Consider the following 25,252-nt stretch of genomic DNA (forward strand, 5'->3'; position numbering starts at 1 on the left):
CCGTTCCACCCGGGTGGATACGAGTGGGAGAAGCGCGGATTCCGGGCGTGGCGTTGGGAGCGAAACAGCGCGGGTGCCGGCCCGGCGTTCCAGGCTCAACCGCCGACGTGAACCACGGGTCGCCGCTCCCGGTTCGGTTCGGCCCGGCGCAGAATTTCCCGCGTGAGCGGCGGCACGTCCCCTTCCCCGAACAGCAGGAACCGCCCCGCTGCTTCCACCGGGCTGTCCTCGATCCACTCGAAGTACACGTGTGGTCGCTGACCGTACGTATCGCGGACATAGAGCAGGAAGGCCGCAATGGCGTTCGGGACGGCGCTGGATTCCAGGCGCAGCACCTGATGCCCCCCGATCTCCACGCCACGAACTTCCACCACGTCACTGAACTCACTGGGGTCCGCCACGGTGACTTCCAGGAATAGCACAGGGTGCCCCTGGGCCAGGTGCGTCTCTGTCCGGACCTCGCGCTCCTTCTCGATGTATTCCGCCGCGTCTCCCTCGTTCCGTTCATTGGCAATGAACCGCAGGTCCTGCGAGCGGGCCGCCCCGTCCAGAATGGCGCGGGCGCCCGCGTCGAGTTCGACTCGTTCCGTACGCAGTTCCGTCGCGCGACTGACCCGGGAGATCAGCGAGACGACCATGATCGCCAGGATGAACAGTCCACCGAGGCGGAGGCCGCTCAGGTCGTCGATGAACGTCACGGCCAGGGTGTAACCGAAGATCAGGCTGACCAGCCCGAACCCGATGATCTGCGCGGTGGCGCGGCGCCGGACGGCCGAGAGGGTCACCGCGACGGAGGCGCTGCCGATCAGGACGAGTACGCCCGTCGCGTAAGCGGCGGCCTGCGCGTTCACGTCTGCCCGGAAGATCACGGTCAGCAGGACGCTGACTGCCGTGAAGATCAGGACCAGTGGGCGGTTCATGCGCGCCCAGGCCGGGGCCATGCCGTAGCGGGGCAGGTAGCGGGGCACGATGTTCAGCAGGCCGGCCATCGCGCTGGCTCCCGCGAACCACAGGATCAGGATCGTGCTGATGTCGTACACCGTGCCGAACACCTCACCCAGCCGCTCGTGCGCCAGGTACGCCAGCGCCCTGCCGGACGCCTCACCGCCATCCTGAAACGCCTGTGGGGGAATCAGGAGGGTCGTGGCGAAGGAGGACCCGATCAGCATCACGCTCATGATCAGCGCCGCCGCGGTCAACAACTTCCGGGCGTTGCGAATCCGGCCGGCGGGATTGGCTTCCGTGTCACTCGCGTCCCCCTTCACGAGTGGCATCACGACCACACCCGTCTCGAAGCCGGACAGCCCCAGCGCCAGACGCGGGAAGACCAGCAGCGCGGCGCCGATCAGGGCCAGCGGGCTGCCGTAACTGCTCCCGAGCGCCTGGGTCCAGTTCGACCAGAGGACCGGGGTGGCCAGGACCTGCCGGAACGCGTCGACCAGCACCACCACGTTCAGACCGAGGAACAGGACTACCAGCCCGACCGCAATGCCGATGGCCTCGCCAAACCCCTTGAGGAAGACCGCGCCCAGCAGCAGGATCAGCACAAGGGTGATGGGGACGTTCCACCCTTCGGTGTAGTGGGTCAGAAAAGGGTTTTCCACGATGTGGGCGGTCGCGTCGGCCGCGGAGAGGGTGATGGTGATGAAAAAACCGGTCGCGACGAACCCGAGCAGGATCAGGACCAGGATCTTGCTCTGCCAGCGCGGCAGAAGACGCTCCAGCATGCTGATGCTGCCGTCTCCGTGCGGACTTTCCTGCGCCACGCGGCGGTACATCGGCAAAGCCCCGAACAGGGTGACCAGTACCAGCACCAGCGTGGCGATGGGTGACAGAGCGAGCGAGCCAGCGGAGATGGCCGCCAGGGCCGCGATGCCCGGCTGGTAGCCCAGGGTGCTGAAGTAATCGACGCCGGTGAGGCACATGACCTTCCACCAGGGTTGCGTGTGGGACTGGGCGTGTGGCGGCTCTTCGTAAAAGCCTTCCTGTTCATCTTGCTTACCCTGCAGTAACCACGACTTCAAACCGGATCGCCACGATGGGGCGTTTGAGGAATCCATGAACGTCACTATGAACGACAAAACCCACAGGCTTCCCGGGGTCAGTCCACCCGGGAAGCCATGCCTGGGCTCGCGTTCAGCCTTTGTTCAGGTGGTCAGGGCTGTCCCCTGCGCGCAGGTGCATGTTCTTTCCCCAGTGGCCGCAGGCGCACGCGAGTGATCTTGAGGCCCTGCACGTCCTCGGCGGTCAGGTCGTGCTGCTGGACGTGCAGGGTGTCGCCGGTGCGGGGGGGCGTGCCGGTCTCGGCGAGCATCAGGCCGGCGATGGTCAGCACGTCGTCGTGGCGCAGGTTCAGGCCGTGATCGTCGCGCAGTTCCTGGAGCGTGACCTCGCCGTCCACGGTGTACGAGCCGTCCTCGTTGACTTTCACCCATTCGCTGGCGTGGGCGTCTTCCTCGTCCATGACGTCCTCGATCAGGTCGTCCATGGTGACGAAGCCCAGCGTGCCGCCGAACTCGTCCACGACGAGTGCCGAGTGGGCGCGCTCACGTTTGAACAGGCTCAGCAGGTCCTCGGCGGTGGCGGCGGCGACCACGCTGGGCAGGGGGCGTACCAGCCGGCCCAGGTGCAGGTTCCGGCCCGACACGCGCGCCCGGATGAAGTCCTTGACGTGTAGCACGCCCACGATGCTGTCGAGGTTGTCCTCGTAGACGGGGTAGCGGCTGCGGGTGGACTGCGCGATGCGCGCGGCGATCTCCTCGGGTCTGGCGTTCACGTTTAGTACGTCCATGCGGGCGCGGGAGGTCATGAGTTCCTCGGCGGTGCGTTCCTCCAGCGCGAAGATGTTGCGGATCAGGTCACGCTGCACGTCACCGATCTGGCCGCTCTGGGCGCTCTCGTCGGTGATGATGCTCAGTTCGCGGCTGGTGTACAGCAGGGCGCCCCGGCCGGGTTCGCGGACGCGCAGCAGGCGCATCAGGCCCAGGGCGAGCCCGCCCAGCACCCACACGAACGGCCGGAAGATCAGGCCGAACACCCGCATCAGCGGATGCACGCCCACGCTGACCGCTTCGGGCGTCTGGAGGGCCAGGGCCTTGGGGATCATCTCGCCGAACACCACGTGCATGAACGTGATGAAGCTCAGGGCGATCACGAATCCGGCGGTGTGCGCGGCCGCGTACGACAGGCCCCAGTTCTCGAATGGGCCGTACAGCCACCCGGCCACCTGGGGCTCGCCGTACATGCCCAGCCCGATGCTGGCCAGCGTGATGCCCAGCTGCGCGATGGCGATGTACCCGTCCTTACCGGTCGGCTGGTCGATCAGGCGGGTCAGGGTGCGGGCGCTGGCGCTACCCTGCTCGGCCATGCTGTCCAGCCGGGAGCGGCGCGCGGCGATCAGGGAGAATTCAGCCGCGACGAACAGGCCGTTCAGGGTAACCAGCAGCAGAATCACCAGAATAGGAGTCAGGTAGGTCATGCGCGCTCTCCGGTGGCGGCGAAGCTGGCGCGTTTCACGGCCCGGCGTTCCATGGCTTCCACGCGGAAGATCAGGTCGCCGGACGTGACGCTCACCTCGTCGCCGGGTTGCGGCAGGCGGCCGAGTTCCTGCCAGATCAGGCCGCTGACGGTGTCGACCTCGTCGGTGGGCAGGTCAAGGTCGAAGCGGCTGTTCAGCACGTCGATCAGCACGTCGCCGCGCACCAGGATCCGGCCGCCCTGCACGCTGATGGGTTCTTCTTCCTGATCGAATTCGTCCTGCAACTCACCGAAGATTTCTTCCAGGGCGTCTTCGAGGGTCACGAAACCCGAGACGCTGCCGTACTCGTTCACGACGAGCGCGCTGTGCCGGCCGGAGTCCCGCAGGCGGCGCCACAGGTCCGGCACGCCCATGACTTCCGCCACGACCAGGGGTTCGCGCATGACGCTGCGCACGGCGCCGTCCGGGCTGCGTTCGGCGCTGAGGTACAGGCTGCGCAGGTGCACCACGCCCACGACTTCCTCGCTGCCCATCTCGCTGGTGGCGGCCGTCACGGGAAACCGCGAGTAGGCGCTCGGCGCGAGCCGGGTCAGGGCCTCGCGGACGCTCAGGTCGGCGGGGACGGTCAGGGTGCGGGTGCGGGGCGTCATGATCTCGCGGACCACGCGGCCCTCGACGTTCAGCACGCCGGACAGCATCTCGCGTTCATTCGCGTCGATCAGGCCGCCGTCGGCGCTTTCACGGTACAGGTCCTGCAACTCCTCGGGCGAGTGCACGTGCGCGTGGCTGTGCTGCACGTCCATCTTCGCGGCGCGCAGCAGCGCGAAGGCCGCGCCGTTGAACAGCGCGATCAGTGGCCGGAACAGCAGCAGGCTGAACTGCATGGGCCTCAGGGTGGCCAGCGCGAGCCGCTCGGGGTAGCGCAGCGCCACGGTCTTGGGCAGCAGTTCGCCCAGCACGACCTGAAGCGCCGTGACCAGAATCAGGACGACCACCGTGGCGGCCACCTCGCCGCCCACCGGGCCCAGGCTGGGCGTCAGGAGCGGGGTCAGCTGCGACTGCCCGTACGCGCCGGCCACGAGGCTGCTGAGCGTGATGCCGATCTGGCAGGCGGCGACGTACGTGTCCAGCCGCTGCGGGTCCCGCAGGATGCCCAGCAGCGTGACTGCCGCGCGGTTGCCGCTCTCGGCGCTCTCCTGAACCCGTGAGCGGCGCGCGCCGACGGCCGCGAACTCCGCCGCGACGTACAGGGCGTTCACGGCGACCATCACCAGAATGACCAGCAGGGGCAGCGCGGCGTTCACTGCGGCCCCCACGGGGTACTGGGGAGGCCGGGTCGGCTGGGGGAAGACCGGTGGGGCGTCAGGGGACGCGAACTGGGAGGTTCGGCGCTGTCACAACAGGGCAACGTCATACATGGTCACACTAGCAGTTGCGGCGTCCGGCGGTCAGCGGCGCAGGTCACGCGGACAGGTGACATGAACGTCTGCTGAACCCACGCGGCCCCCGTGCCCGGCCGGGGCGGGAGTCAGGCCGGGCATGGGGAACGCCGCCCCCGGACCCCGTAACGGGATTCGGTGAGCGGCGCTGCGGCCCGCACATGGCGGACGTTCCGGGACTACCCGAGGTGGTCAGGTCAGGCGACGTCGATCTCGGTCAGGACGACCACTTCCGGGGCCTGCGCGAACCACTCGCCGGCCTTGGCGCGGTACGCCTGGTAGTGGGCGCTGTCGCGGTGGGCCTGCGCGGCGGCCTGATCGCGGTAGCGTTCCTGCACGTGGTAGCGGGCGACGCCGTCCTTGACTTCCTTCAGCAGGTCGTAGCGCAGGTTGCCTTCTTCCTGGCGGCTGGCCTGCACCATGATCAGCATTTCCTTCTCGACCACGTCCGCGAACTCGGGTTTGGGCACGATGATGGCGTGAACGGCGATGACGCTCATGCGCTGGCCTTCTCGTTCAGGGCGCCCAGCAGGACAGTCACGAACTCGTCGTCGCTCATGGGGTTCTGGCCGGTGATCAGTTCGCGGTCACGGACGACGTTGCTGGTCCACTTGGCACCGTTGTCCATGGTCATGCCGGCGGCCGTCAGGGCGTCTTCGGGGTAGTACTGCATGGGAGCCTCGAAGCCCTGCTCGGCGTCCTTCTCCTCGGGCGTGCTGAACACGGTGGCCTTGTAGCCGCTGTAGATGAAGCCGCTGGCGGTGGGCGTCTGGCCCTCCTGCAGAGCTTTCTGGTAGGCGGGCGCGTCCTGCTGCGCGGCCAGGAGTGCCACGGGCGCGTGGCAGATCAGCGCGGTGGGCTGGGCCTTCTCATGGAAGTGGCGCAGCACGGTGCCGAGGTCGGCGTCGCGCATCAGTTCGATCATGGGGGCGTGCCCGCCGGGCAGGAACACGGCGTCGAACTGGTCGAGGTTGCCGGTCACGTCCGCGAGTTTCTCGATCTTGCCGCTCAGGGTCTCGTTCACGAAGGCCTTGATCTGCTCGTACTCTTCCTCGTTCTTGAAGAGGTCCTTGGTGTCGCTGCCGGCGTCCAGGGGCGGACGGTTGCCTCTGGGCGTGGCGATGGTCAGCGCGTAGCCTTCCTGCACGAGTTTGTGGGCGGGAACGCCGAACTCGTTGAGGTAGAAGCCGGTGGCGTGGGTTTTGCCTTCCTGCATGGGCAGTTGGCTTTCGCTGGACATCACGACGAGAATCTGCTTGGTCATGTGAGGCACCCTATGTCAGGTTTCATGAGAGCTCTGTCATGCGAATCACTTTGCTAAGCAAAGCAGCTACGGCTCATGAACGGATCCTCATGCAGCGCCGCCCACCCGCCCGGCCATACTGACCCTATGACCCACGACCACGCCCCCACCGTCCGCCGCAACGACGACACCCACCGCTACGAACTGACCGACGCGGGCGGCACCCTGCTGGGCTTCGCGGAATTCCGCCCGGCCGGTGAGCACGCCGTCATGCTCCCGCACACCGAAGTCAACGAGGGTCACGAAGGCGAAGGCCTGGGCAGCCTGCTGGCCCGCGCCGCCCTCGACGACATTCGCGCCCAGGGCAAACACGCCGTCCCCATGTGCCCCTTCATCGCCTCGTACATCCGCGAACACCGCGAGTACCTGGACCTCGTGCAGCCCGAACAGCGCGGCGTGTTCAACCTCTGAACTACGCCCACACCCGCGCCCCCTGATCATCCTCACTGCCCGTACTGACGCCCGATTCCGCCCCTGCGCGGCGCCGGGCGTCGCTCACGTGGCGCAGACCTGCCGCGCAGGCGGCGGCCGGGTGCGCCGCATATGCCCCCGGGGGTATGCTGAGCGCACGACGCCCACCCGGGCCGACCCACCGTTCACGCTGCACAGGAGCGCCCCCGCACCATGACCACCGACACGACCCCCAACCCCCAGACCCCACCGGCCGCCGCGCCCCCACTGACCGAAACCGACACCCGCGTGCTGCTGCGCCTGCGCCGCATCGAAGGACAGGTGCGCGGCCTGCAACGCATGATCGAGGAAGGCCGCGACTGCCACGACATCCTCACCCAACTCAGCGGCGTACGCAGCGCCCTGGACGCCGCCGGAGAGCAGATCCTCGAACAGTACGCCGGCGGCTGCCGCGCCCGCCCCGGCGAGACCATCACGCCGCAGGACGTCGTCCGCGCCGTGAAACTGCTCCGCCGTTAGGGAAGGATTTTCGCGTCAGCACTCAGGGGTAGACCTCCGGGTCTATCTGCCCGTCGCGGAGTGCCGCTTTTACAGAAAAGGATGTGGGTGGAAAGCCCACGGTTAAAACCGTGGGATGTAGAACCCACGCCTCCCGCAAGGGAGGCCGGGCTAATGCTTATGTCTGAAGCGAAAGCGCCGCCGCGTGCTATGCTGGAACAGCAATGCCCCCGCGCTGTTCGAGCAGCCGGGAGCGTGGCAGACACCTTCAAAGGAGGTGACGCCCATACAAAGTACCACGCACATGAAAGCGTTCCGCTACCGTCTGCGCCCCACCAGGGCTCAGGAGGCCGCGCTGCTGGAGCAACTGAGGCTTTGCCGCAACCTGTACAACGCGGCTCTTCAGGAGCGCCGGGACGCCTACCGGAAGGCAGGCAAGAAGATCACGGCCTACGATCAGATGAAGTACCTCAGCGAGATCAAAGAGGCGCTACCCGAATACAAGAGCGTCTATTCACAGGTGCTTCAGGACGTTCTCAAGCGGTTGGAGAAGGCGTTCAAGGCGTTCTTCCGGCGCGTGAAGGCGGGACAGACCCCCGGTTATCCCAGGTTCAAGGGGGCGGGCTGGTACGACTCCATCTGCTATCCCCAATCTGGTTTCAGCGTGTCGGGGAACGTGGCCTATTTCAGCAAGATTGGCAACATCCGACTGCGTCTGAGTCGCCCGCTGGAAGGCAAGATCAAGACGGCCACCATCACCCGCGACTGCGGCGAATGGTACGTGTCCTACGTCTGCGAGGTGGAAGCTCAGCCGCTTCCCGCCACGAGCAGTCAGGTAGGCGTGGACGTGGGCATCACATACTTCTGCATCACCTCCGATGGGGAGTTCGTGGAGAACCCCAAGCACTTTCAGGCCGCCATGAAGAAGCTGCGGGTCAAGCAACGCTCACTCAGCCGCAAGCAACGCGGCTCCACTCGCCGGAAGAAGGCCAAAGCTGCGGTTGCTAAACTGCACCGCAAAGTGGCGCGGCAACGGCTCGACTTCCACCACAAGACAGCGACCAAGCTCATCCGAGAGAACGACTTGGTCGCGCACGAAGACCTGAACGTGTCGGGGATGGGCAGGGGCAATCTCGCCCGGTCTATCCACGATGTCGGTTGGGGTCAGTTCTTTTCTCTCCTTGCTATCAAGGCTGTGAGCGCCGGACGGCAAGTGATCCGCGTAGACCCGAAATACACGTCCCAGCGGTGCAACCAGTGCGGTCACACCTGTCGGGAGAATCGGGTCAGTCAATCGCGGTTTGTGTGTCAGAGTTGCGGCCATACGGCGAATGCCGACCTGAACGCCGCTCTGAACATCCTGGGCAGGGCTTGCCCATCAGTGGTCAACGTAGTGCACAGCGCAAGCGTTCACTGAGAATCCCATGGTTGAAACTGTGGGAGAGTCAATTCGCGGGCACGCTGCGGTCCAGCCACGCCCGCAGTTCGGGCAGGCCCACGGCTCCGACCTGACGCCCGGCGACCTCGCCGTTCTGGAAGACCAGCAGGGTGGGAATGCCCTGTACGGCGTGAAGGCCGGGGGCCTGCGGGTGGTCGTCGACGTTCACCTTCACGATCTTGAGGGTTCCGGCGCGTTCCTGCGCAAGTGCTTCCAGGGCGGGGGCGATCACGCGGCACGGGCCGCACCAGGGGGCCCAGAAGTCCACGATGACCGGCACGGACGCCCGGATGTCCTGCGTGAAGGTCGCGTCGGTCCCGGTGACCAGCCACGGGAGCGGCTGGCCGCAGCGGGCGCACACGGGCACCTGTGCGTCCGGGACGGTCTGTACGCGGTTTCTGGCGCCGCAGTGGGCGCAGGTCAGAATGTCGCTCATGCCTTTCAGGGTACGGCAGGGGCGGGGGCGTGCGTGGCATACTGCCGCTTGATGAGGTCGTCCCGTCACTGCTGGCAGGTCCGTCCCGGCGCGAATGACATCGCGCGGGCGCTGCACGACTGGTGGTGCGCGAACCTGGGCCGCCCGATGCGCCGCACCCGGCACGCGGCCCTGAACGCCGCTCTGAACCTGCTCTGATCCACCTCTGCCCTACATTCTGACGGCTGGTCCTGTCGCCCGCGCCCTGCGTGCGGCGCTGACGGTACGGCCGCCCGGTTCCTTCCAGGAGTTGCCATGACGAATATTGATGCGACGAACACTGATGCCCAGACCGCCCAACCTCAAGCTTCCTCCCTGCACGCGCGGATCAATGCGGCGCTGACCGGGGCCGCCATTCCCGCCGACCTGCTGGACCTGGATGCCCGCGACCCGCTGGCCCGTAAGCGTGAGGAGTTCACGCTGCCGGGCGGCGTGGTGTACCTGGACGGCAACAGCCTGGGGGCGCTCCCGTGCGCCGTGCCGGAGCGGTTGCAGCAGGTCGCGGCGCAGGAGTGGGGTGACGCCCTGATCCGCTCGTGGGGGGCCGGGGCCGGAGAGGGGCGCGACTGGATGAATCTGCCGGACCGGGTGGCCGCGAAGATTGCCCCGCTGATCGGTGCGCTCCCTCACGAGGTGGCGGTGACGGACACCACGGGTGTGAACACCTTCAAGGTGCTGGCCGCCGCGCTGAAACTGGCCACGGCGGGCCGCCGCGTGATCCTGACGGACGCCGAGAACTTCCCCACCGACCTGTACATCGCGCAGGGCCTGCTGGACCTGCTGGGCGGGGAGTACGAACTGCGGCGCGTGAACCCCGACGCGCTGTCCGAGCACCTGACGGCGGACGTGGCCGCCCTGCTGCTGACCGAGGTGGATTACCGCACGGGCCGCCGCCTGGACATGGCGGCCATCACGGCGCAGGCGCGCGCGGCGGGCGTCCTGACCGTGTGGGACCTGGCGCACTCGGCCGGGGCGTTCCCGGTGGACCTGCGCGGCGCGGGCGCGGATTTCGCGGTGGGCTGCGGGTACAAGTTCCTGAACGGAGGCCCCGGCGCGCCGTCCTTCCTGTTCGCCTCCGAGCGGCACCTGGGCGCCGTGAACGCGGCCCCCGTGGCGATCAGCGGGTGGATGGGGCACGCCGATCCGTTCGAGATGGACCGTGCGTTCACGCCCGCGCCCGGCGCGCGCCGCTTCGTGCCGGGCACGCCGATGGTCCTGAGCCTCAGCGCCCTGGACAGCGCCCTGGACGTGTTCGCGGGCGTGGACCTGCATGCGCTGCGCGCCAAGAGCCTGTCGCTGACCGACACCTTTATCCGGCTGATGGAGCCGCTGTGCGCCCGGTTCCCGCTGACGCTGGTCACGCCGCAGGAGCACGCGCGGCGCGGCTCGCAGGTCAGTTACCGGCACCCGCAGGCGCGTGAGGTCATGGCGGACCTGATCGGGGGCGGCGTGATCGGCGATTACCGCACGCCGGACATCCTGCGCTTCGGGTTCACGCCGCTGTACCACTCGCACGCGGACGTGGCGCGTGCCGTGGCGGGCGTGCAGGCCGCGCTGGAGGCCCGCGCGTGAGTGCGACTGACCGGCCCGGAGCGCCGGACCGGGACGCGCCCGAGCAGGCGTACACGGATTTCACCCGCAGCCTCAGTTACGGTGATTACCTGCAACTCGACACCCTGAAAAGCGCGCACCGGCCCGTCACGGACGCCCACGACGAGCACCTGTTCATCGCCGTGCATCACGTTTCGGAGGTCTGGCTGGACCTGATCATCCGCGAGTTGCGCGCCGCGATGGAGCAGCTCTCACGCGGCATCACCGACGCGCCCCTGAAGGGCCTGACCCGCGTGGTGCGCGCGCAGGAGCAGCTCACGAACGCGTGGGAGGTCCTGAAGACCATGACCCCCGCCGATTACCTGTCCTTCCGGGACGCGTTCGGGCAGGCGTCCGGCTTTCAGAGTTCCTCGTACCGCATGGTGGAATTCCTGCTCGGGAACCGGCACGCGGTCCTGCTGCGCCCACACGAGCACCGCCCGGACCTGCACGGCCCGCTGCGCGCGGCGCTGGAAGGCCCCAGCGTGTACGACCTGACGCTGCGCCTGCTGGCCGCGCGGGGCCTGAGCGTCCCGGCCGAGGTCCTGGGCCGCGACCTCACCCTGCCGCCCACCCTGAACGAGGACGTGCTGAACGCCTGGATCACGGTGTACCGCCAGCCCGACACCTACTGGGACCTGTACGAACTGGCCGAGAAGCTGCTGGACGTCGAGGACAACTTCCGCCGCTGGCGTTTCAATCACCTGACCACCGTGGAACGCACCATCGGCTTCAAACGCGGGTCCGGCGGGACCAGCGGCGCCGGGTACCTGCGCCGCGCCCTGGAGACCGTGCTGTTCCCGGAACTGTGGGAGGTCCGCACCCGCCTGTAGTGGAAGGTCCGACCGCCCCGGTCAGTCCGGCAGCCGGAGCTGATCGGCCGGGACGGGCCGGCCCAGCAGGAAGCCCTGCAGGATGTCCCCGCCGACCGATTCGATGAACGCGGCCTGCTCGGGCGTTTCGATGCCCTCGGTGGTGACCTGCAGGTTCAGGGCGTGCGAGAGCAGCATGACGGCCTCGATGATCTTCTCGGAGGTGCCGTGCGGGTCGCCGGTCACGCCTTGCAGGAACGACCGGTCGATTTTCAGGGCGGTCAGGGGAAAGCGGTTGAGGTAACTGAGGCTGCTGTACCCGGTGCCGAAGTCGTCCAGGGACAGGCGGATGCCCAGGGCGCGCAGGCGGTGCAGGGTCGCCTCGGCGTCCGGGACGTTCATCCAAGAGTTTCCACTTCCCTGCTGATGTCGTGTCACGCGGCGTCAAGCAGGGGGCCGTCCTGCTCCATCCCGGTCAGGACGTACTTTTCGGCATTCTGAGCTGCCTGCCGTTGTGCGGCCCGCCACGTCATTCCCGGTACTTCCCTACGCACCCGTAACACCGCGTGAAAGGCCTCCACCACGCACCACACCCAGTTCTCCTGCGCCTGGATCGTCCGGCAATGACAGCGTCCCAGTCCCAGGTTCTGCTTGAAGAACCGGTGAATCACCTCAATTCCCCAGCGGGCCTTCCAGGCCCGCAGCAGTGAGCGAACCGTGACGTCACCACCAAACGTGCTGAACAGGAAAAACCGTGTCCACTCCCCGTGCACCTTGCGCCACACGATCAGGACATCGAACCCACCGACCTCACGGGTGACCGACAATCGACGGACACGCCACCCGAACTCCGCGTACAGGTGGCAGCGTTCTGGAGGGAACTGCCGACTCAGCGCACCGAGGGTGAGTCCCTCACCCTCGAACTGCACGGTCATATTGGCTTTGGCACGGATCAATACCGGAATCTGATGCTCGCGACTGAAGGTCACAGCCGCGTCCCGCCCGAACTCCCCATCCAGGAGGAGACCCGCCATGGGGACGCCCGCCGCGAGGCAATCCTGGACGACGTGGATCATTTCCTGAGTCGCTGTACGGTAAGGATAGCGCTCTGTATGCAGGGCCTGGGAAACCTTGAAGCGCTCCAGCAACGGAACTGGATCTTCACCGAACCTGACCAGGGCCGCGGAGGTGAACTGATGGCCCAGACGGGTCTGGGCCTGACCGCTGTAGTGGTAGTTCACGCCTTCCATCGTCCGTCCGGCGTGGGGCACCATGACGAAATCAATGGCCAGGAACGCGCCCTCCGGCGCGTTCCTGGCTCGACGCTTGAAGTCCTCCGTGGAGGCGAAGGAGTCCCGCGCCATCTCTTTGGAGATGGCACTTTTACACAGGGTGCTGTAGGGGATGAGGCCACTGAGGCTGGTGACCCGGTTCAGCTGAGCGGTGATGATGCTGTGCGGTAGGCTGGGGATGCGAGGCATAGTCACTTCGCATAAAGGCCCATGAGACCGGGGAATTTCAAGCCCCTGCCTCCTGGGCCTTCGTGCTGGTCGCTATTCCCTCGCCTGTGGAAACTCTTGTTCATCAGGACGCTTTCCGTGATTTCCAGCACCAGTGAGGAACCCGGCAGGCCGTGGGTGTTCAGGGCGTCCTGAACGGATTCCACCAGTTGCGGATTCCAGAATTGCCGGGGGCTGAGGTTCACGCCCACCTGCAGGTGCGGGTGCTGCGCGCGCCACTGCGCGAGTTGACGGCACGCCTCGTTCAGCACCCACGCGCCGATCGGCAGGATCAGCCCGGTGTTCTCGGCCAGCGGAATGAACTCGCCCGGCGAGATCATGCCCAGGCGCGGGTGCCGCCAGCGGCACAGGGCTTCGGCGCCGACCAGTTCGCGCGATCCGGCGCGGAACAGCGGCTGGTAGTGCAGCTCGAGTTCGTTGCGTTCCAGCGCGCGGTACAGGTCGGTTTCCAGGCTGACCTTGCCGGGTTGCAGCGCGCCGGCGGCCGGGTCGAACACGGCCACGCCGCCGCCGGTGCGTTTGGCGCGGTACATGGCGAGGTCAGCGGCGCTCAGCAGCGTCTCGCCGTCGGCGCCGTGTTCAGGCGCGAAGGCCAGCCCCAGGCTCGCCGCGACGAACAGTTCCTGACCCTTGACCCGGAACGGCGTCTGGAAACAGGTCTTGAGCAGTTTCTGAATGCCGCTACGGAACACGCTCTGGTCACTGCCGAACGGGAGGATCAGCGTGAACTCGTCCCCGCCCATGCGGGCGACCACGTCGGACGGGCGGAAGGTGCTGCGCAGGCGCTGCGCCACCTGCGCCAGCAGTTCGTCCCCGGCGCTGTGCCCCAGCGTGTCGTTGATGACCTTGAAGCGGTCGAGGTCCAGCAGGCCCACTGCCAGCCGCTCGCCGGTGTGGCCGCTGCGGCTCAGGGCCTGGGTCAGGTACTCCAGGTACAGCGCCCGGTTCGGCAGGCCCGTCAGGCCGTCGTACATGGCCAGCCGCTGCATCTCGGTCTGCGCCAGTGCGCGTTCCAGCAGCAGCGAGGCCAGTCCGGTCAGGTCCTGCAGGGCCGCCAGTTCCGCCGGTGTGGGCGTGCGCGGCGTGTCGCTGAACACCGTGAACACACCCAGTGGCGCCTCGTCTGCGCGGCTGGACAGGACCGGCAGGCCCCACATGGCGTGCAGGCCGCGGGCCAGCAGCGTTTCGCGCGCGCCCCGGTGCAAGACCACGTTCTCGCGGCGGATGTCGTTCACGATCACGGGTTGCCCGGTGCGGACCACAGTCGCGCACACGCCCTCGTCGCGGCGCAGGTCCACCTGCGCGACTCCTTCCTGAGCTGAGGTTCTCAGGGCGTCCGTGTCGGAATTCACGCTGGCCCGCAGGGTGAGCAGGTGGTCCTCACGCAGCCAGCCGGCGACGATCAGGTCGCCCAGATCCAGGCGGATCAGGCGGCACAGGCCATTCAGCAGGTCCTCGACGGGACGGCCCGCGGCGGCCATTTCCAGCAGTTCGCGCCGCATGCGGTCCCGGCGTTCGCGCTGCACCTCCCCGGTCACGTCGCGCTGCACGCTGACCCAGTGCGTGAACCAGCCACGGGCGTTGGCGACCGGCACGATGCTCAGGTGCACCCAGATGGGCGTGCCGTCCTTGTGGTAGTTCCGGATGATCTCGTCTACCGGTGTCCAGGACAGCAGGTTCGCGCGGATGCGGTCCAGGGTCACTCGGTCGGAGTCCGGTCCCTGAAGGATGCGTGGCGTGCGCCCGATGATCTCCTCCGGCGTGTACCCGGTCATGCGCGTGAAGGCCTCGTTCACGTACACCACGCGCGGCCCCTCCCCGGTCACCGGTTCGGCTTCCGAGATCACCACCGCCTCGCGGGCGTTCACGGTCACGCTTTCAAGCAGCCGCAGCCGCTCCTCCTCGCTGCGGCGCTGCGTCACGTCCCGCAGCGTCACGGTCAGGCCGCCGGGACTGGGGTACACCCGCGCGTCCAGCCACTGCCCCTGCGGCGCTTTCAGTTCCGCGCCCTGCCGCTCACCCGAATCCAGCGCGCCGCGCATCACCTTCAGGAATGGGCCGGCGAACATCCACGCGGCGTGCCCGGCCAGTTCCGCGCCGCTCAGGGTCCCTGCTGGCAGATTCAGCAGGCGCTGCGCGGCCGGGTTCAGGTACAGCAGATTCAGGTCGTGATCCAGGCTCAGCAGGCTGTCGTCCACGCTGCCCAGCGCCGCCTGCATCCGCTCGCGCGACACGGTCAGTTCGCGTTGCAGGCGGTACTTCTCGACGGCGCGTTCCAGGTCTCGCAGCAGCCCCGGCCCGCTCAGGGTGGATTTCACCACATAGTCCTGCGCGCCGGCGTTCATGGCCTGCACCGCCACCTGCTCGTCGCCCACGCCGGTCAGCATCACGACCGCGCAGGCAGGCCGCGCCTCTTCCAGCACCTCCAGGCCCGTCATGTCCGGCAGGTTGAAATCCAGCAGCACGCAGTCCGGCGTTTCACGCTGCAGGAAGTCCACCGCGTCGGCCCCCACGCTCACGACCGTGCACTGCACCTGCGGGGCCGCGCGCCGCAGCAGATGCTGGTACGTCCAGGCGTCCTCCTCGCTGTCCTCGACAATCAGAACCCGCAGCGCGCGCGGCGCGGGGCTGTGCGCGGCAGGCAGGGAGGTGGGGCGCGGGTGCTCCGTCATGTTCCCATCATTCACCATGAAACCTCACACGCGCGTCACTTCACCGCACCCTTTACGCGCGTGATGCCGGGACAGGCCGGCCGCTCTGCACGCCCACCTGCGAGCAGCCTGCGGCGAGGCTCCCGGATCAGGCCCCCCGATCAGCTGTCCGGATCAACAACGGCGCCCCCTGCACCTGTCTGGTGGGGGGCGCTGTATTGATCCGGCTGTATTGATCGGGCTGTGTCGATCCGGCAGGGTTCAGTCGGGAGTGTTCAGTCCCCGGCGGCCAGCGTCCCTTCCGGCGCGGCGGGCGCGATGGGTTTCTGGTGGCGGCGCTCGAACTGCCAGAACACGCTGGGCACCACGAAGAAGGTCAGCAGGGTGCTGGTCACCACGCCGCCCAGAATCACGATTCCCAGGCCCCGGCGGAATTCCGCGCCGTCACCCTGGCCCAGCACCAGCGGAATGCTGATCACCAGGACGGTCAGGGTGGTCATCAGGATCGGACGGAAGCGCAGTTCGGCCGCCTCGACCAGCGCCTCACGCAGCGGCAGGCTGCGGGCGCGTTCCGTCACGAACTCCAGGTACAGGATCGAGTTCTTGGTGCTCAGGCCCAGCAGGATCACCATGCCCAGCACCGTGATCACGTCCAGGTCCGCGCCGAAGAAGTTCAGGCTCCACAGCGCGCCCACGATGGCCAGCGGAATCGGAAGCTGCAGGTAGATGGGGTACCGGAACGAGTTGAACTGACTGCCCAGCACCAGGTACGTCAGCAGGATCGCCACGACCATCAGGACCGGGCCGTAGAACACCAGGTCGCCGGTCAGTCCGGCGCTGCCGAAGGAACTGGCGTTCCCCAGCGTCACGCCGTCCGTCAGGATGCCGGCCTTCTCGGCGTTCGCCACGATTTCCCGCTGGTACGCGAAGGCGTTCGGGCCGCCGGGTTTCAGGTTGATGTCGATGCCGGCCGTGTACGCCTTGTTCAGGCGGCTGAGGGTTGCCGGGGCCTGCGAGACCTCGAAGTCACCCAGCTGCGAGAGCGGCAGGTTGGCGTTCAGGCCGCTGGAGTACACCGTCTGCGACAGCAGGCTCTGCTCATCCTGAATGCGGGCCGGGTCCAGACGCACCACGATATCGACGCTGCGGTCACCGTCACGGACGCTGCCAGCGGTGCTGCCGTCGTTGTAGGTGCGCAGGGCCTGCGCCACGTCGCTGGCGCTCAGGCCCGTGCCGGACAGGCGGGTGGTATCGGGAATGAAGGTGCGTTCCTGCCGCACGGCGCTCAGGCTGCTGTCCACGGACAGCAGGTTCGGGTCCTGCGCGAGCAGGCGCACCAGCTCACGGTTCTTCTCGACCAGCAGGGTCTGGTTGGGGGCCGTCAGGGCGAGGCTCATGTCGGCCGTGCCGCCGGGGCCGTTCTGCTGCGTGCCGACCGTCAGTTCCGTGCCGGGGACGCTCGCCGCGACCGGCGCGAGTTCCCGGTTGAACTGCGTGACGAGTTCCTCAATGGCCGGCCGCTCGGCCCGTTCGATCAGCGTGACGGTCAGGGCGCTCTCGCTGGCGTTGTTGCCGCCCGTGGCGCTGCCCGCACCGACACTGGTTTCCAGCAGGCGCACGTTAGGGCTGGCCAGCAGGCGGTCCTCAATCTGCCGGGTCAGGCGGTTGGTGGTGGTCAGGTCCGTGCCGGTCGGCAGGCTCAGCGTGACGGTCATCACGCCGCTGTCCGTCTTGGGCGTGAACGCGAAGCCCACGCCCCTGAGGGCCAGCGGGGCCGTGAACAGGAACACCAGCGCGACCAGCATGACGATCCACGGGCGGTTCAGGGTGCGGTCCAGGCCGCGCGCATACGAGCGGGCCACGCGGTCCACGGCGCGGTTCGTGAAGCCGTGCAGGGTGCCGGTCAGCGCCTCAAGCAGCGCAAGGAGGCTGGTCAGCACGTACCGGGCGACCGCCAGGAACAGCGGCGCGAACACGGCCGCCACGATCACCGCGCCCGGCATGCCCAGCGCCGTTCTGGACAGTGCGAACGCCACAGCCGCGCCGGTCACGGCCAGCCACAGCAGCCCGCCGAAGGTGCGCACGCCCCGCAGCGAATCCATCAGCAGCGCCGGGAAGCGGCCCAGTACGGCCGGCACCTGCGCCCACGTCACGGGGTCCGGGTCGCGGGTGTACGCCATGCGGACCGTCAGGAACAGCAGGCTTTCCAGCCACGACAGCACGATGGCCGCCGCGATGCCCAGCCCGAACTGACTGAAGAACTGCCCCAGGATGCCCGGCATCAGGCTCAGCGGAATCAGCACGGCCAGTAGCGAGAAACTCGCGGCGGTCACGGCGCTGAAGACCTCACTGCCGCCCAGCAGCACGCTGCGCAGCTGCGAGTACCCCAGGTCGCGGTAGCGCTGCACGTTCTCGCCCACCACGATCGAGTCGTCCACCACGATCCCGATCGCCACGATGATCGCCAGCAGCGAGATGATGTTGAACGTGAAGCCCATCAGGCCGAACACCAGCGGCGCGGCACTGATCGAGATGGGAATCGCCAGGATCACGGCCAGCACGGTGTTCAGGCGGCCCAGGAACAGCAGGCAGATGACGCCCACGGCGGCAATGGCGATCAGGAACTCCTTGAAGGTGTCACTGACGGTCGCGCGCGTCTCGGTGGTCGTGTCGCTCGCCAGCGTCAGGCTGTACCCGGCCGGGAGCGGCTGCGCTTCCATGGCGGCGCGCACGTTGTCCGCGACGGCCACCGAGTTCGTGCCGCTGCCCTTGCGGACGCTGAGCAGCACGGCCGGCTGACCGTTCACGCGCGCCAGACTGGTGGCCGTCACGGCGCCGTCGCGCACGCTGGCCACGTCGGACACCTGCAGGCCCGTCTGGGCGTCCACCGTGATGCGGCCCACGTCGGCGGCGCTCTTCGGGGTGTTGCGGGTCGAGAACTGCGTCTGCACGCCGCCCCGCTCGACCGTGCCGGCCGGCAGGTCCAGGGCGCTGGCGCCGATGGCCTGCGTGACCCGCGCGGGCGACAGGTTGTACGCCTGCAGTTTGGCGGGGTCCAGCAGCACCTGCACCTTGCGTTCCGGTCCGCCGCTCACACTGACGTCCGCGACGCCCTCCACGCGCTCCAGGCGAGGCACGAGCACGTCCTCGGCGTAGGTGGTGACCTGCGCCGGCGGGTTACTGCCGCCCAGCAGCGCCAGCGTCAGGATCGGCGTGGCGTTCGGGTCGAACTTCTGCACGACCGGGGCGTTACTGCCGTCCGGCAGGCTCCCGCGGATCGCGGCGACCGCCTGCGACACCGAGTTCGCGGCCCCGTCGATATCGGTGTCGTCACTGAACGTGATCACGACCGCCGACTGATTACTGACCGACGTGGTGTTGATGTCCGTCACACCCGCCAGGGTGCTGATGGCGTCCTCAATCTTGCGGCTGACCTCGCGGTCCACCTGATCGGGGTTCGCGCCGGGGTACCCGGTACTGACCGCCAGGATCGGCACCTCGAAGTTCGGCAGGAGTTCCACGCCCAGCCGGAAGGTCGTGACCAGACCGGCCAGCACCAGCATCACGAAGATGCCGATGGAGAACACGTAATTCTTGACGCTGAAGCGGATCAGTGGGTGAATGGTGGGTTCCGGCGTGCCGTCTGGCAGGGTCGCGCCGGGAATATCCCGGAAGTCGTCGGAGTCGTGGGTGCTCATGGCTGCGTGCCGCCTTCCGCGTCCGCCCCGGTCGCCCCGGTACTGGCCGCGTCAGCTGCCACGCGCTTGACCTTCACCTTCGCGCCGTCCTGCAGGCTGGCCGGCACGGGCGTGATGACCTCCTGCCCGGCCTGCACGCCGCGCAGCGCCACCTGGCCGCCACTTTCGGCCACGACCGTCACGGGCGTCAGCTGCGCCAGTCCTTCCGCCGCGACGTACACGGCGTTCTGACCGCCGTCCACCTGCACGGCGCTGCTGGGCACCAGCGTGCCCGTACCCAGCGTGTTGCGGTAGCGGGCCTGGGCGGTCGCGCCGACCGGCAGCGCCTCGCCCCCCTCGACGCGCGCCGTGACCGGCACCAGCCGGTTGGTGCCCGCGATGTTGGGCGTGCCCGTCACGACCGCCACGTAATTCACGCCGCCGTACCCCAGGTTCAGGCGCGCGCCGTCCTTCAGGGCCAGCGCGTCCCCGCTGGGCACGCTGAACTTCGCGCGGATGCTGCCCGGATCGACCAGCCGCGCCACGGCGGAGCCCTGCCCGGCGAACTCACCCACGCTGACCGCCAGGCTGGCGACCGTCCCGGAGAACGGCGCGCGGACCGCCGTGCGGGCCAGGTTCTCCTCGGCCTGCGCCACGCTGGCCTGCGCGGATTTCAGGCTGGCCTGCTGCAGCGGCACACTGCCGCTGGCGCTGCTGCCGTTCTGCGCCAGGGCGTTCTGCGCCTGCGCCAGGGTGCTCTGCGCCTGCGCCAGCTGCGAGCGGGCCGCCTGCAGGTCCGCGAGGCTCACGCCGCCCAGACCGTACAGCGTCTCGGCACTCTGCGCGCCGCTCTGCGCCTGCGCCAGCGCCGCGCGCGCGGACGTGACCGAGGCGCTCAGCGCGGCGCTGGCCTGCCCGGTGTTCGTGCGGGTCTGATCCAGGTTGATCTGCGCCTGCTGAACCTGCAGGCGCGCGTTCTCCAGGGCCTGACGCTGCTGCGTGTCGTCCAGCTGCACCAGCACGTCGCCCCTGTTCACGCGGTCACCCTCGGCGACCAGCACGGCGCGCACGTTGCCGCCGCTCTGCGCGGCCACCTGCGAGTCCCGCTGCGCCTCGATGATCGCCGACGCGCTGCGCTGCACGTTCAGGGTGCCGCTCGTGGCCTCCACGACCGTCACGTCCAGCGTGGTGCTCTTGGCCGGCACGGCGTCCAGATTGTTGGTGGTGGCCTTGGCCGGTGTGGCCTCGCCGGAACCGGCGTCCGCCCCTCCCGGCGCGGCGCAGGCGGCCAGGGTGGCGCTGAGCATCACGGCCAGCGTCAGCTGCGCGGCGGGGCGGCGGCCCACAGGAACGGCGCGGCTCATTTCACCAGTCCCGTGACGTCGGTGCCGGCGGCGCTGCCCAGCGCGGCCAGCGAACGCCACACGTTGTTCTGCGCCTGCGTGACGGCCAGCGCCGCCTGCTGCGCCTGCACCTGCGCCTGCTGCACATCCACGGCGGCGGCCGTGCCGGCTTTCAGGCGGGCCTGCGCCTGCGTGAGGCTGGTCTGCGTGTTCGCGAGGCTGTCACGCGACAGCGCCACGCGCTCCTGCGCGTCCTGCAGGCTGCGGTACGCGTCACGCACCTGCGTCAGCGCGCTGCGCTGAGCGTCACCCAGGCTGATCTGCGCGTTCTGCGCGGCCACGCGGGCGTCTTCCAGGGTCCGGGCCGGCGTGTAGTCGTTATCGGCCAGTTTCACCTGCAGGGCGCTGAACGCCGCGCCGTTCGCGGCCTGCACCAGCCCCGGCAGGCGTTTTTCCAGCCCGGCCTGCAACCCGGCCAGCGTCAGGCTCAGTTTCGGCGGGGCGGGCGGGGCGCTCAGGGTCAGGTCGGTACTGGCGGGCAGGTTCAGGCTGCGGGCCAGCTGCGCTTCCAGCACCGGCAACTGGTCGCGGGCGCTCTGCAGGTCCTGCCGGTCGTTGTCCAGGGTGTTCTGCACGCGGCTCACGTCCAGCGTGGTCGCCACGCGCGCCGCCAGTTTCGCCTGCGCGATCTTCAGCTGCCGGGCGTCCAGCTCGACCTGCGCGGCCGACACGCGGGTCCGCGCGGCCGTCTCGAAGGCGCCCAGGTACTGCGTCACCACAGTCTGCGCCACGCTCAGTTTCGTGGAGGCCAGCGTCGCCGCCTGCGCGGTCACGTCCTGCTCCGCCTGCGTCAGGGCCGTGATCGGGGAGGTCGGGTCGGCCCGCACGGCCCGCAGGTTCGCCTGGGCTTTCTGCAGGTTGGCGCGCGCCGTGGTCACGTCCGCCCCGTTCTCGAGCGCGCGGGTCACGGCGCCCGGCAGGGTCAGGGTGGTCGCCGCCTGCGCGGACGCCTGCGGGGCGGCCAGCGCCAGGGTCAGGGCCAGCAGGCGGAACGCGCCGCCGCTCAGGTTGCGGGAGGTGGTCGTGGGGTTCAGGGTCTGGTTCGTCAGGTGGTTCATGGGGTACCTCCGGCAGTCAGGAGCAGCGGGTCGAGATCGGTGGTGGCCTGGGCGAGCGTCAGGGTGGCGAGCGTCACGGCGTTCAGTTGCGATTGCAGCGCCTGATCGGCCTGCAGAGACGTCAGTTCGGCCTGCCGGACATTCAGGGCCGTGGCCAGTCCGGCGTCCAGGCGGGCGCGGGCGCTGCCCAGGGCGGTGCGGGCCTGCTCGGCGGTCGTGCGGGCAGCACTCAGCGCGGCCTGCTCGTTCTGCAGGGCGTCGAGGCTGGCGCGCACGTCGAGTTCCACGCTCTGGCGGGCGCTGTCCAGCGCCAGTTGCGCCTGCGTGACGCTCAGTTGCGCCTGCGTCAGGGCCGTGCCGCGCGTGTTCCCGAACACCGGCAGGGACGCGCTGAGCGACAGGACCACGCCGCCCGGAATGACGCTGGTGTCTTTCAGGGGCAGGCTGACCTGCGCGCCCAGCGTGCCCTGCTTGACGTTCAGGGTCCCGCTGACGAGGCGGCCGCTGTTACCGGCCGCGTCACTGAGCTGCCCGGCGCGGACGCTGGCACTCACGTCCGGCAGGCGGGCGTCCAGCCGCGCGGCGCTCAGGCCCGCCTGCGCGTCGGCCAACGCCGCCTGGGCGCGCGCGACCTCGGGCCGGCGGGACAGGGCCCGTTCCAGCAGGGCCCCCAGGTCACCGCTGACGGTCAGGGCAGGCAGCGGCGCGAACGCGGCGGCCTGGGCGGGCAGCGCGGCGGGCGTGCCCAGCAGGCGGTTCAGGCTGCGGACGGCCTGCGCCTGCGCGCGTTCGGCGCGGGTCTGGGCGGCCTGCGCGGTCTCGAACGCCGCCTGCTGCGCCAGCAGTCCCTCGGCCGACAGCACGCCATCGGTGCGCTGCGACTGCGCGGCACTCAGTTGCGTGCGGGCCACGTCCAGTTGCGCGCCGGCCAGTTCCAGGCCCGCTGAGGCGGCGCGCACACCCTCGTAGGCCTGAAGGGCCTGCACGGTCAGGCGCGCGCGGGTGCTGCGCAGGTCCACCGCCGCCCCGGCCAGCGCCCGCTCGGCGCTGCGGGCCCCCTCAAGCGCCGGAGCCCAGGGAAGCACGTTCAGGCTGGCGTTCAGGGTCAGGGTCGTGGCACCCGCAAACGTCCCGCCGTCCCAGGGAACGCGGCTCAGGGTGCCGTCCGCGCCGGCGGTCACGCTCAGTCCGGCGCGGGTCCGGGCGCTGTCCAGCGTCAGTTGCGCCGCGCGGTAACTCAGGTCCGCCGCGCGCCAGTCGGGCGAGCCGCGCAGCGCCGCCAGCAGTGGCGTCAGGCCGGCCGCCGTGGTCGGTGACAGGGGAGTCGCAGCCGGGGCCGTGACGGCAGAGGGGGGCGTGGGCACCGCGCTGGGCGGCGCGGTCTGCTGCGCCCCGGCGAAGCCCAGCAGCACACTCAGGGTCAGCAGCAGGGTCATCCGCGCTGGCCGCGACAGAAGGGAAGGGGGTGAATCAGTCATGCAGGAAACCTCAGAGGTCGGGAACGCCGGAACGCGGAGCACTTCACGGACGGGGGAGCGGAGGTGGGGGAAGCGGGCAGTGCCGCGTGGCCGGAGGGCGGGGTGGGAGCTCTGGCCCGGTGGAGGGGCCGTGGAGCGGCGGGGGAGGACATAGACATGGACATGGAACCTCGGAGCGGCGGGCCGGGCAGACAGGCCGTGGGCGGAGAAGCAGGTGTGGCGCGATGGGTGGGGGCGGGTGGGCCGTCAGAGATTAAAGAGTGAACACTTACTTATGAATGACACTGCAGGCGACCGGGCCGCGCGACCACCGAAAGGATGACCCCCGCCGGCAGGCCGGTCACGGCGCCATTCCCGGCCACATCACGTCCAGCAGGCCGCGCACGAAGCGCCCCCGCTCGACCGAGTCGTGCCCCATGGGCGGCAGCATCCGCTCCCGGTGGATGTAATGTGTCAGCGCGCCCATCATTGCCAGCGCCGTCACCGAGGCGTCCAGCGGACGCACCCGGCCCCGCTGCGCCTCCGCCTGCAAGTAGGTGTCGAGCGCGTCGGCATCCGAACGGATCGGGTCGTCCAGGCGTTGCAGCAGCGGATTGTGCCCCGGATCGTGCCCGCGCGAGAACATCACCATCAGCTTGGGCATCAGCACCTCGGCCTCGTCCAGCACGCTCATCATGGCGCGTTCCAGGTTGCGGCGAACCTCGCCCTGCCCCACCTGCTCCAGCAGTTGCGGCCGCCAGCGCCCGTAGTTGCTCAGGCCGATGGCCGCCATGAACAGGTCCTCCTTGGTCGGGAAACGGTTGAACAGCGTGCCCTCGGAAACCCCGGCGCGGCGGGCAATGGCGGCGGTCGTGGCCGAGAATCCCTGTTCCAGAAAGACCTCGTGCGCGGCCTCCACTATCTGTTCATCGGTGATCGAGCGGGGACGGGCCATACCTGAGTATTTACCCCATTAACCCGGCGGCGTGGTGTGTGCCGCCTCACAAGTTCACGCGCGACTCCCCCAATCCCCCCCACCGGTGAGGCATGATGACGGCACGCCCCCCCCTTCAGCCCCCAGTCTGTACACCCGGCCTTCCCGCACCGCCACTGCTCAGTCACCAGCTCGGGCACTGTTCAGCTCAGTCAATGTTCAGCACGCTGCGGCCCCCCAGGGCGTACACTCACGGACCTGCCCCGCACCCACATTCCCAACCCGAGGTTCACATTCATGCTGATCGGCTACGCACGTTCCATCCAGGCCCAGAAACAACCCATCACCCAGATCAAGGAACTGCTCAGCGCCGGTTGCCAGTCCATCTTCATCGACAACAACAGCGGCGACCACCTCGAACGCCCGGTCCTGCACCGCGCCATCGAGAGCCTGCGTCCCGGCGACACCCTGATCATGCAAAACCGCGACCGCCTGAGCCGCAACGCCACCCAGACCACCATCCTGCTCGGCCGCGTCGCGCAGCAGGGAGCCGACGCCCGCTTCCTGCACGAAACGCCCCGCGCCGTGCCCGCCACGTCCGCACCCTGACCCCCGGCACCTGCGCGCACGCCGCCCCCACCCAGGCCGTACCATGAAGCCATGCCCATGGCCGCGCGCGTCGGAGACAACCACACCTGCCCCCTCTACCAGGGTTGGAACCCGCACGTCGGCGGCCCCATCAGCAGCGGCAGCGTGAACGTCCTGATCGGCGGACAGCCCGCCGCCCGCGCCGGAGACCCCTGCGTGTGCGTCGGCCCGCCCGACACGGTCGCGCAGGGCAGCGCCACCGTCCGCATCAACGGCCGCCCCGCCGCCCGCCTGGGCGACAGCACCGCGCACGGCGGCGTGATCAGCGCCGGAGCGCCCACCGTCAACATCGGCGGCTGAGCCTGCCCGCGCCGGTCGGCGCAGCGTCCCCACCCTGTCACAGCGGGATTTCGCCTCACGCCATTCAGGTCGGTTGCGGGAACAACCCATCCAACCGACCTGAACTCCACGCCCGGAATCCGCCCTGCTTCCACTCGGATTGAACGGTTTTTGCAAACCA

At 68.8% G+C, this 25,252-nt stretch carries 22 protein-coding genes; 8 read left to right on the forward strand and 14 right to left on the reverse strand.

The genetic code is table 11. The annotated features are described in order from the left end of the window. Window positions 1–95: 95 nt before the first annotated feature. From M8445_RS15625 to M8445_RS15645, 5 genes are all read right to left on the reverse strand, one after another. The gene (locus tag M8445_RS15625; protein WP_189064554.1) at window positions 96–2,060 is read right to left on the reverse strand and encodes an APC family permease; all 1,965 of its coding nucleotides are present in this window, start codon (window positions 2,058–2,060) and stop codon (window positions 96–98) included. A gap of 95 nt (window positions 2,061–2,155) precedes the next feature. Further along, on the reverse strand, window positions 2,156–3,478 hold the full coding sequence (locus M8445_RS15630; protein WP_273991216.1) for a hemolysin family protein: 1,323 nt from the start codon (window positions 3,476–3,478) through the stop codon (window positions 2,156–2,158). After that, window positions 3,475–4,782 (reverse strand): hemolysin family protein, encoded by a 1,308-nt coding sequence (locus M8445_RS15635; RefSeq protein ID WP_273991217.1) that lies wholly within the window; start codon window positions 4,780–4,782, stop codon window positions 3,475–3,477. Before M8445_RS15635 ends, M8445_RS15630 begins: the two co-directional genes overlap by 4 nt. A 332-nt stretch (window positions 4,783–5,114) precedes the next feature. Further along, window positions 5,115–5,417, reverse strand: coding sequence for a putative quinol monooxygenase (locus tag M8445_RS15640; RefSeq protein ID WP_273991218.1), 303 nt, complete (start codon window positions 5,415–5,417; stop codon window positions 5,115–5,117). After that, window positions 5,414–6,181, reverse strand: a complete 768-nt coding sequence (locus M8445_RS15645; RefSeq protein WP_273991219.1) for a type 1 glutamine amidotransferase domain-containing protein — start codon at window positions 6,179–6,181, stop codon at window positions 5,414–5,416. Before M8445_RS15645 ends, M8445_RS15640 begins: the two co-directional genes overlap by 4 nt. A gap of 126 nt (window positions 6,182–6,307) precedes the next feature. Here M8445_RS15645 and M8445_RS15650 point away from each other — a divergent pair, with 126 nt between their 5' ends. The 3 genes from M8445_RS15650 to M8445_RS15660 all read left to right on the forward strand — a co-directional run bounded on the left by M8445_RS15650 (window position 6,308) and on the right by M8445_RS15660 (window position 8,546). Next, window positions 6,308–6,631 (forward strand): GNAT family N-acetyltransferase, encoded by a 324-nt coding sequence (locus M8445_RS15650; RefSeq protein WP_273991220.1) that lies wholly within the window; start codon window positions 6,308–6,310, stop codon window positions 6,629–6,631. Window positions 6,632–6,844: 213 nt separating this feature from the next. Beyond that, window positions 6,845–7,150 carry a metal-sensitive transcriptional regulator gene (locus M8445_RS15655; protein ID WP_273991221.1) on the forward strand — a complete coding sequence of 102 codons (306 nt, stop codon included), beginning with the start codon at window positions 6,845–6,847 and terminating at the stop codon, window positions 7,148–7,150. Window positions 7,151–7,433: 283 nt separating this feature from the next. After that, complete coding sequence (locus M8445_RS15660; protein ID WP_273991222.1) at window positions 7,434–8,546, forward strand: RNA-guided endonuclease InsQ/TnpB family protein; 1,113 nt, start codon at window positions 7,434–7,436, stop codon at window positions 8,544–8,546. Window positions 8,547–8,574: 28 nt separating this feature from the next. Here the strand turns inward: M8445_RS15660 and trxA are convergent, their stop codons facing one another. After that, window positions 8,575–9,003: a thioredoxin gene (trxA, locus tag M8445_RS15665; protein WP_273991223.1), complete on the reverse strand. Its 429-nt coding sequence runs from the start codon at window positions 9,001–9,003 to the stop codon at window positions 8,575–8,577. 51 nt (window positions 9,004–9,054) lie between these two features. On the opposite strand from trxA, the gene M8445_RS15670 reads away from it, so the two are divergent. The 3 genes from M8445_RS15670 (at window position 9,055) to M8445_RS15680 (ending at window position 11,465) form a co-directional block, all read left to right on the forward strand. Next, complete coding sequence (locus M8445_RS15670) at window positions 9,055–9,201, forward strand: hypothetical protein (RefSeq protein ID WP_273991224.1); 147 nt, start codon at window positions 9,055–9,057, stop codon at window positions 9,199–9,201. A gap of 96 nt (window positions 9,202–9,297) precedes the next feature. Further along, window positions 9,298–10,614 carry a kynureninase gene (gene kynU, locus M8445_RS15675; RefSeq protein ID WP_273991225.1) on the forward strand — a complete coding sequence of 439 codons (1,317 nt, stop codon included), beginning with the start codon at window positions 9,298–9,300 and terminating at the stop codon, window positions 10,612–10,614. Further along, window positions 10,611–11,465 (forward strand): tryptophan 2,3-dioxygenase, encoded by an 855-nt coding sequence (locus M8445_RS15680; RefSeq protein WP_273991226.1) that lies wholly within the window; start codon window positions 10,611–10,613, stop codon window positions 11,463–11,465. The genes kynU and M8445_RS15680 overlap by 4 nt, the downstream gene beginning before the upstream one ends. Window positions 11,466–11,486: 21 nt before the next feature. Here M8445_RS15680 and M8445_RS15685 read toward each other — a convergent pair whose 3' ends face one another. From M8445_RS15685 to M8445_RS15720, 8 genes are all read right to left on the reverse strand, one after another. Further along, window positions 11,487–11,846 carry an EAL domain-containing protein gene (locus M8445_RS15685; protein ID WP_273991227.1) on the reverse strand — a complete coding sequence of 120 codons (360 nt, stop codon included), beginning with the start codon at window positions 11,844–11,846 and terminating at the stop codon, window positions 11,487–11,489. 32 nt (window positions 11,847–11,878) lie between these two features. Next, the gene (locus tag M8445_RS15690) at window positions 11,879–12,925 is read right to left on the reverse strand and encodes a transposase (RefSeq protein ID WP_273988203.1); all 1,047 of its coding nucleotides are present in this window, start codon (window positions 12,923–12,925) and stop codon (window positions 11,879–11,881) included. A gap of 2 nt (window positions 12,926–12,927) precedes the next feature. Continuing rightward, window positions 12,928–15,636 carry a diguanylate cyclase domain-containing protein gene (locus M8445_RS15695; RefSeq protein WP_273991228.1) on the reverse strand — a complete coding sequence of 903 codons (2,709 nt, stop codon included), beginning with the start codon at window positions 15,634–15,636 and terminating at the stop codon, window positions 12,928–12,930. A 254-nt stretch (window positions 15,637–15,890) separates the two neighbouring features. Beyond that, window positions 15,891–19,313, reverse strand: a complete 3,423-nt coding sequence (locus tag M8445_RS15700) for an efflux RND transporter permease subunit (RefSeq protein ID WP_273991229.1) — start codon at window positions 19,311–19,313, stop codon at window positions 15,891–15,893. Then, window positions 19,310–20,656, reverse strand: coding sequence for an efflux RND transporter periplasmic adaptor subunit (locus M8445_RS15705; protein WP_273991230.1), 1,347 nt, complete (start codon window positions 20,654–20,656; stop codon window positions 19,310–19,312). The genes M8445_RS15700 and M8445_RS15705 overlap by 4 nt, the downstream gene beginning before the upstream one ends. Continuing rightward, window positions 20,653–21,753 (reverse strand): TolC family protein, encoded by a 1,101-nt coding sequence (locus M8445_RS15710; protein ID WP_273991231.1) that lies wholly within the window; start codon window positions 21,751–21,753, stop codon window positions 20,653–20,655. The genes M8445_RS15705 and M8445_RS15710 overlap by 4 nt, the downstream gene beginning before the upstream one ends. Then, a complete protein-coding gene (locus M8445_RS15715) occupies window positions 21,750–23,231 on the reverse strand; it encodes a TolC family protein (protein WP_273991232.1) in 1,482 nt (493 codons plus the stop codon). The genes M8445_RS15710 and M8445_RS15715 overlap by 4 nt, the downstream gene beginning before the upstream one ends. Before the next feature lie 340 nt (window positions 23,232–23,571). After that, window positions 23,572–24,165 (reverse strand): TetR/AcrR family transcriptional regulator, encoded by a 594-nt coding sequence (locus M8445_RS15720; RefSeq protein ID WP_273991233.1) that lies wholly within the window; start codon window positions 24,163–24,165, stop codon window positions 23,572–23,574. A 276-nt stretch (window positions 24,166–24,441) separates the two neighbouring features. Between M8445_RS15720 and M8445_RS15725 the strand changes: the two genes are divergently transcribed. Both M8445_RS15725 and M8445_RS15730 read left to right on the forward strand, forming a co-directional pair. Then, the gene (locus M8445_RS15725; RefSeq protein WP_273991234.1) at window positions 24,442–24,753 is read left to right on the forward strand and encodes a recombinase family protein; all 312 of its coding nucleotides are present in this window, start codon (window positions 24,442–24,444) and stop codon (window positions 24,751–24,753) included. Window positions 24,754–24,804: 51 nt separating this feature from the next. Further along, complete coding sequence (locus tag M8445_RS15730) at window positions 24,805–25,092, forward strand: PAAR domain-containing protein (protein WP_273991235.1); 288 nt, start codon at window positions 24,805–24,807, stop codon at window positions 25,090–25,092. Window positions 25,093–25,252 lie beyond the last annotated feature (160 nt).

It is taken from the genome of Deinococcus aquaticus, assembly GCF_028622095.1.
Lineage (GTDB): Bacteria > Deinococcota > Deinococci > Deinococcales > Deinococcaceae > Deinococcus > Deinococcus aquaticus.

Bases quoted from the DNA above. Each gene is read 5' to 3' on its own strand.
- M8445_RS15650 (WP_273991220.1), top strand. From the start codon at position 6,308: ATGACCCACGACCACGCCCCCACCGTCCGCCGCAACGACGACACCCAC.
- M8445_RS15625 (WP_189064554.1), bottom strand. From the start codon at position 2,060: ATGGATTCCTCAAACGCCCCATCGTGGCGATCCGGTTTGAAGTCGTGG.
- M8445_RS15695 (WP_273991228.1), bottom strand. From the start codon at position 15,636: ATGACGGAGCACCCGCGCCCCACCTCCCTGCCTGCCGCGCACAGCCCC.
- M8445_RS15725 (WP_273991234.1), top strand. From the start codon at position 24,442: ATGCTGATCGGCTACGCACGTTCCATCCAGGCCCAGAAACAACCCATC.
- M8445_RS15655 (WP_273991221.1), top strand. From the start codon at position 6,845: ATGACCACCGACACGACCCCCAACCCCCAGACCCCACCGGCCGCCGCG.
- M8445_RS15640 (WP_273991218.1), bottom strand. From the start codon at position 5,417: ATGAGCGTCATCGCCGTTCACGCCATCATCGTGCCCAAACCCGAGTTC.
- M8445_RS15705 (WP_273991230.1), bottom strand. From the start codon at position 20,656: ATGAGCCGCGCCGTTCCTGTGGGCCGCCGCCCCGCCGCGCAGCTGACG.
- M8445_RS15730 (WP_273991235.1), top strand. From the start codon at position 24,805: ATGCCCATGGCCGCGCGCGTCGGAGACAACCACACCTGCCCCCTCTAC.
- M8445_RS15630 (WP_273991216.1), bottom strand. From the start codon at position 3,478: ATGACCTACCTGACTCCTATTCTGGTGATTCTGCTGCTGGTTACCCTG.
- kynU (WP_273991225.1), top strand. From the start codon at position 9,298: ATGACGAATATTGATGCGACGAACACTGATGCCCAGACCGCCCAACCT.
- M8445_RS15710 (WP_273991231.1), bottom strand. From the start codon at position 21,753: ATGAACCACCTGACGAACCAGACCCTGAACCCCACGACCACCTCCCGC.
- M8445_RS15720 (WP_273991233.1), bottom strand. From the start codon at position 24,165: ATGGCCCGTCCCCGCTCGATCACCGATGAACAGATAGTGGAGGCCGCG.
- M8445_RS15690 (WP_273988203.1), bottom strand. From the start codon at position 12,925: ATGCCTCGCATCCCCAGCCTACCGCACAGCATCATCACCGCTCAGCTG.
- M8445_RS15700 (WP_273991229.1), bottom strand. From the start codon at position 19,313: ATGAGCACCCACGACTCCGACGACTTCCGGGATATTCCCGGCGCGACC.
- M8445_RS15670 (WP_273991224.1), top strand. From the start codon at position 9,055: ATGAGGTCGTCCCGTCACTGCTGGCAGGTCCGTCCCGGCGCGAATGAC.
- M8445_RS15715 (WP_273991232.1), bottom strand. From the start codon at position 23,231: ATGACTGATTCACCCCCTTCCCTTCTGTCGCGGCCAGCGCGGATGACC.
- trxA (WP_273991223.1), bottom strand. From the start codon at position 9,003: ATGAGCGACATTCTGACCTGCGCCCACTGCGGCGCCAGAAACCGCGTA.
- M8445_RS15645 (WP_273991219.1), bottom strand. From the start codon at position 6,181: ATGACCAAGCAGATTCTCGTCGTGATGTCCAGCGAAAGCCAACTGCCC.
- M8445_RS15685 (WP_273991227.1), bottom strand. From the start codon at position 11,846: ATGAACGTCCCGGACGCCGAGGCGACCCTGCACCGCCTGCGCGCCCTG.
- M8445_RS15660 (WP_273991222.1), top strand. From the start codon at position 7,434: ATGAAAGCGTTCCGCTACCGTCTGCGCCCCACCAGGGCTCAGGAGGCC.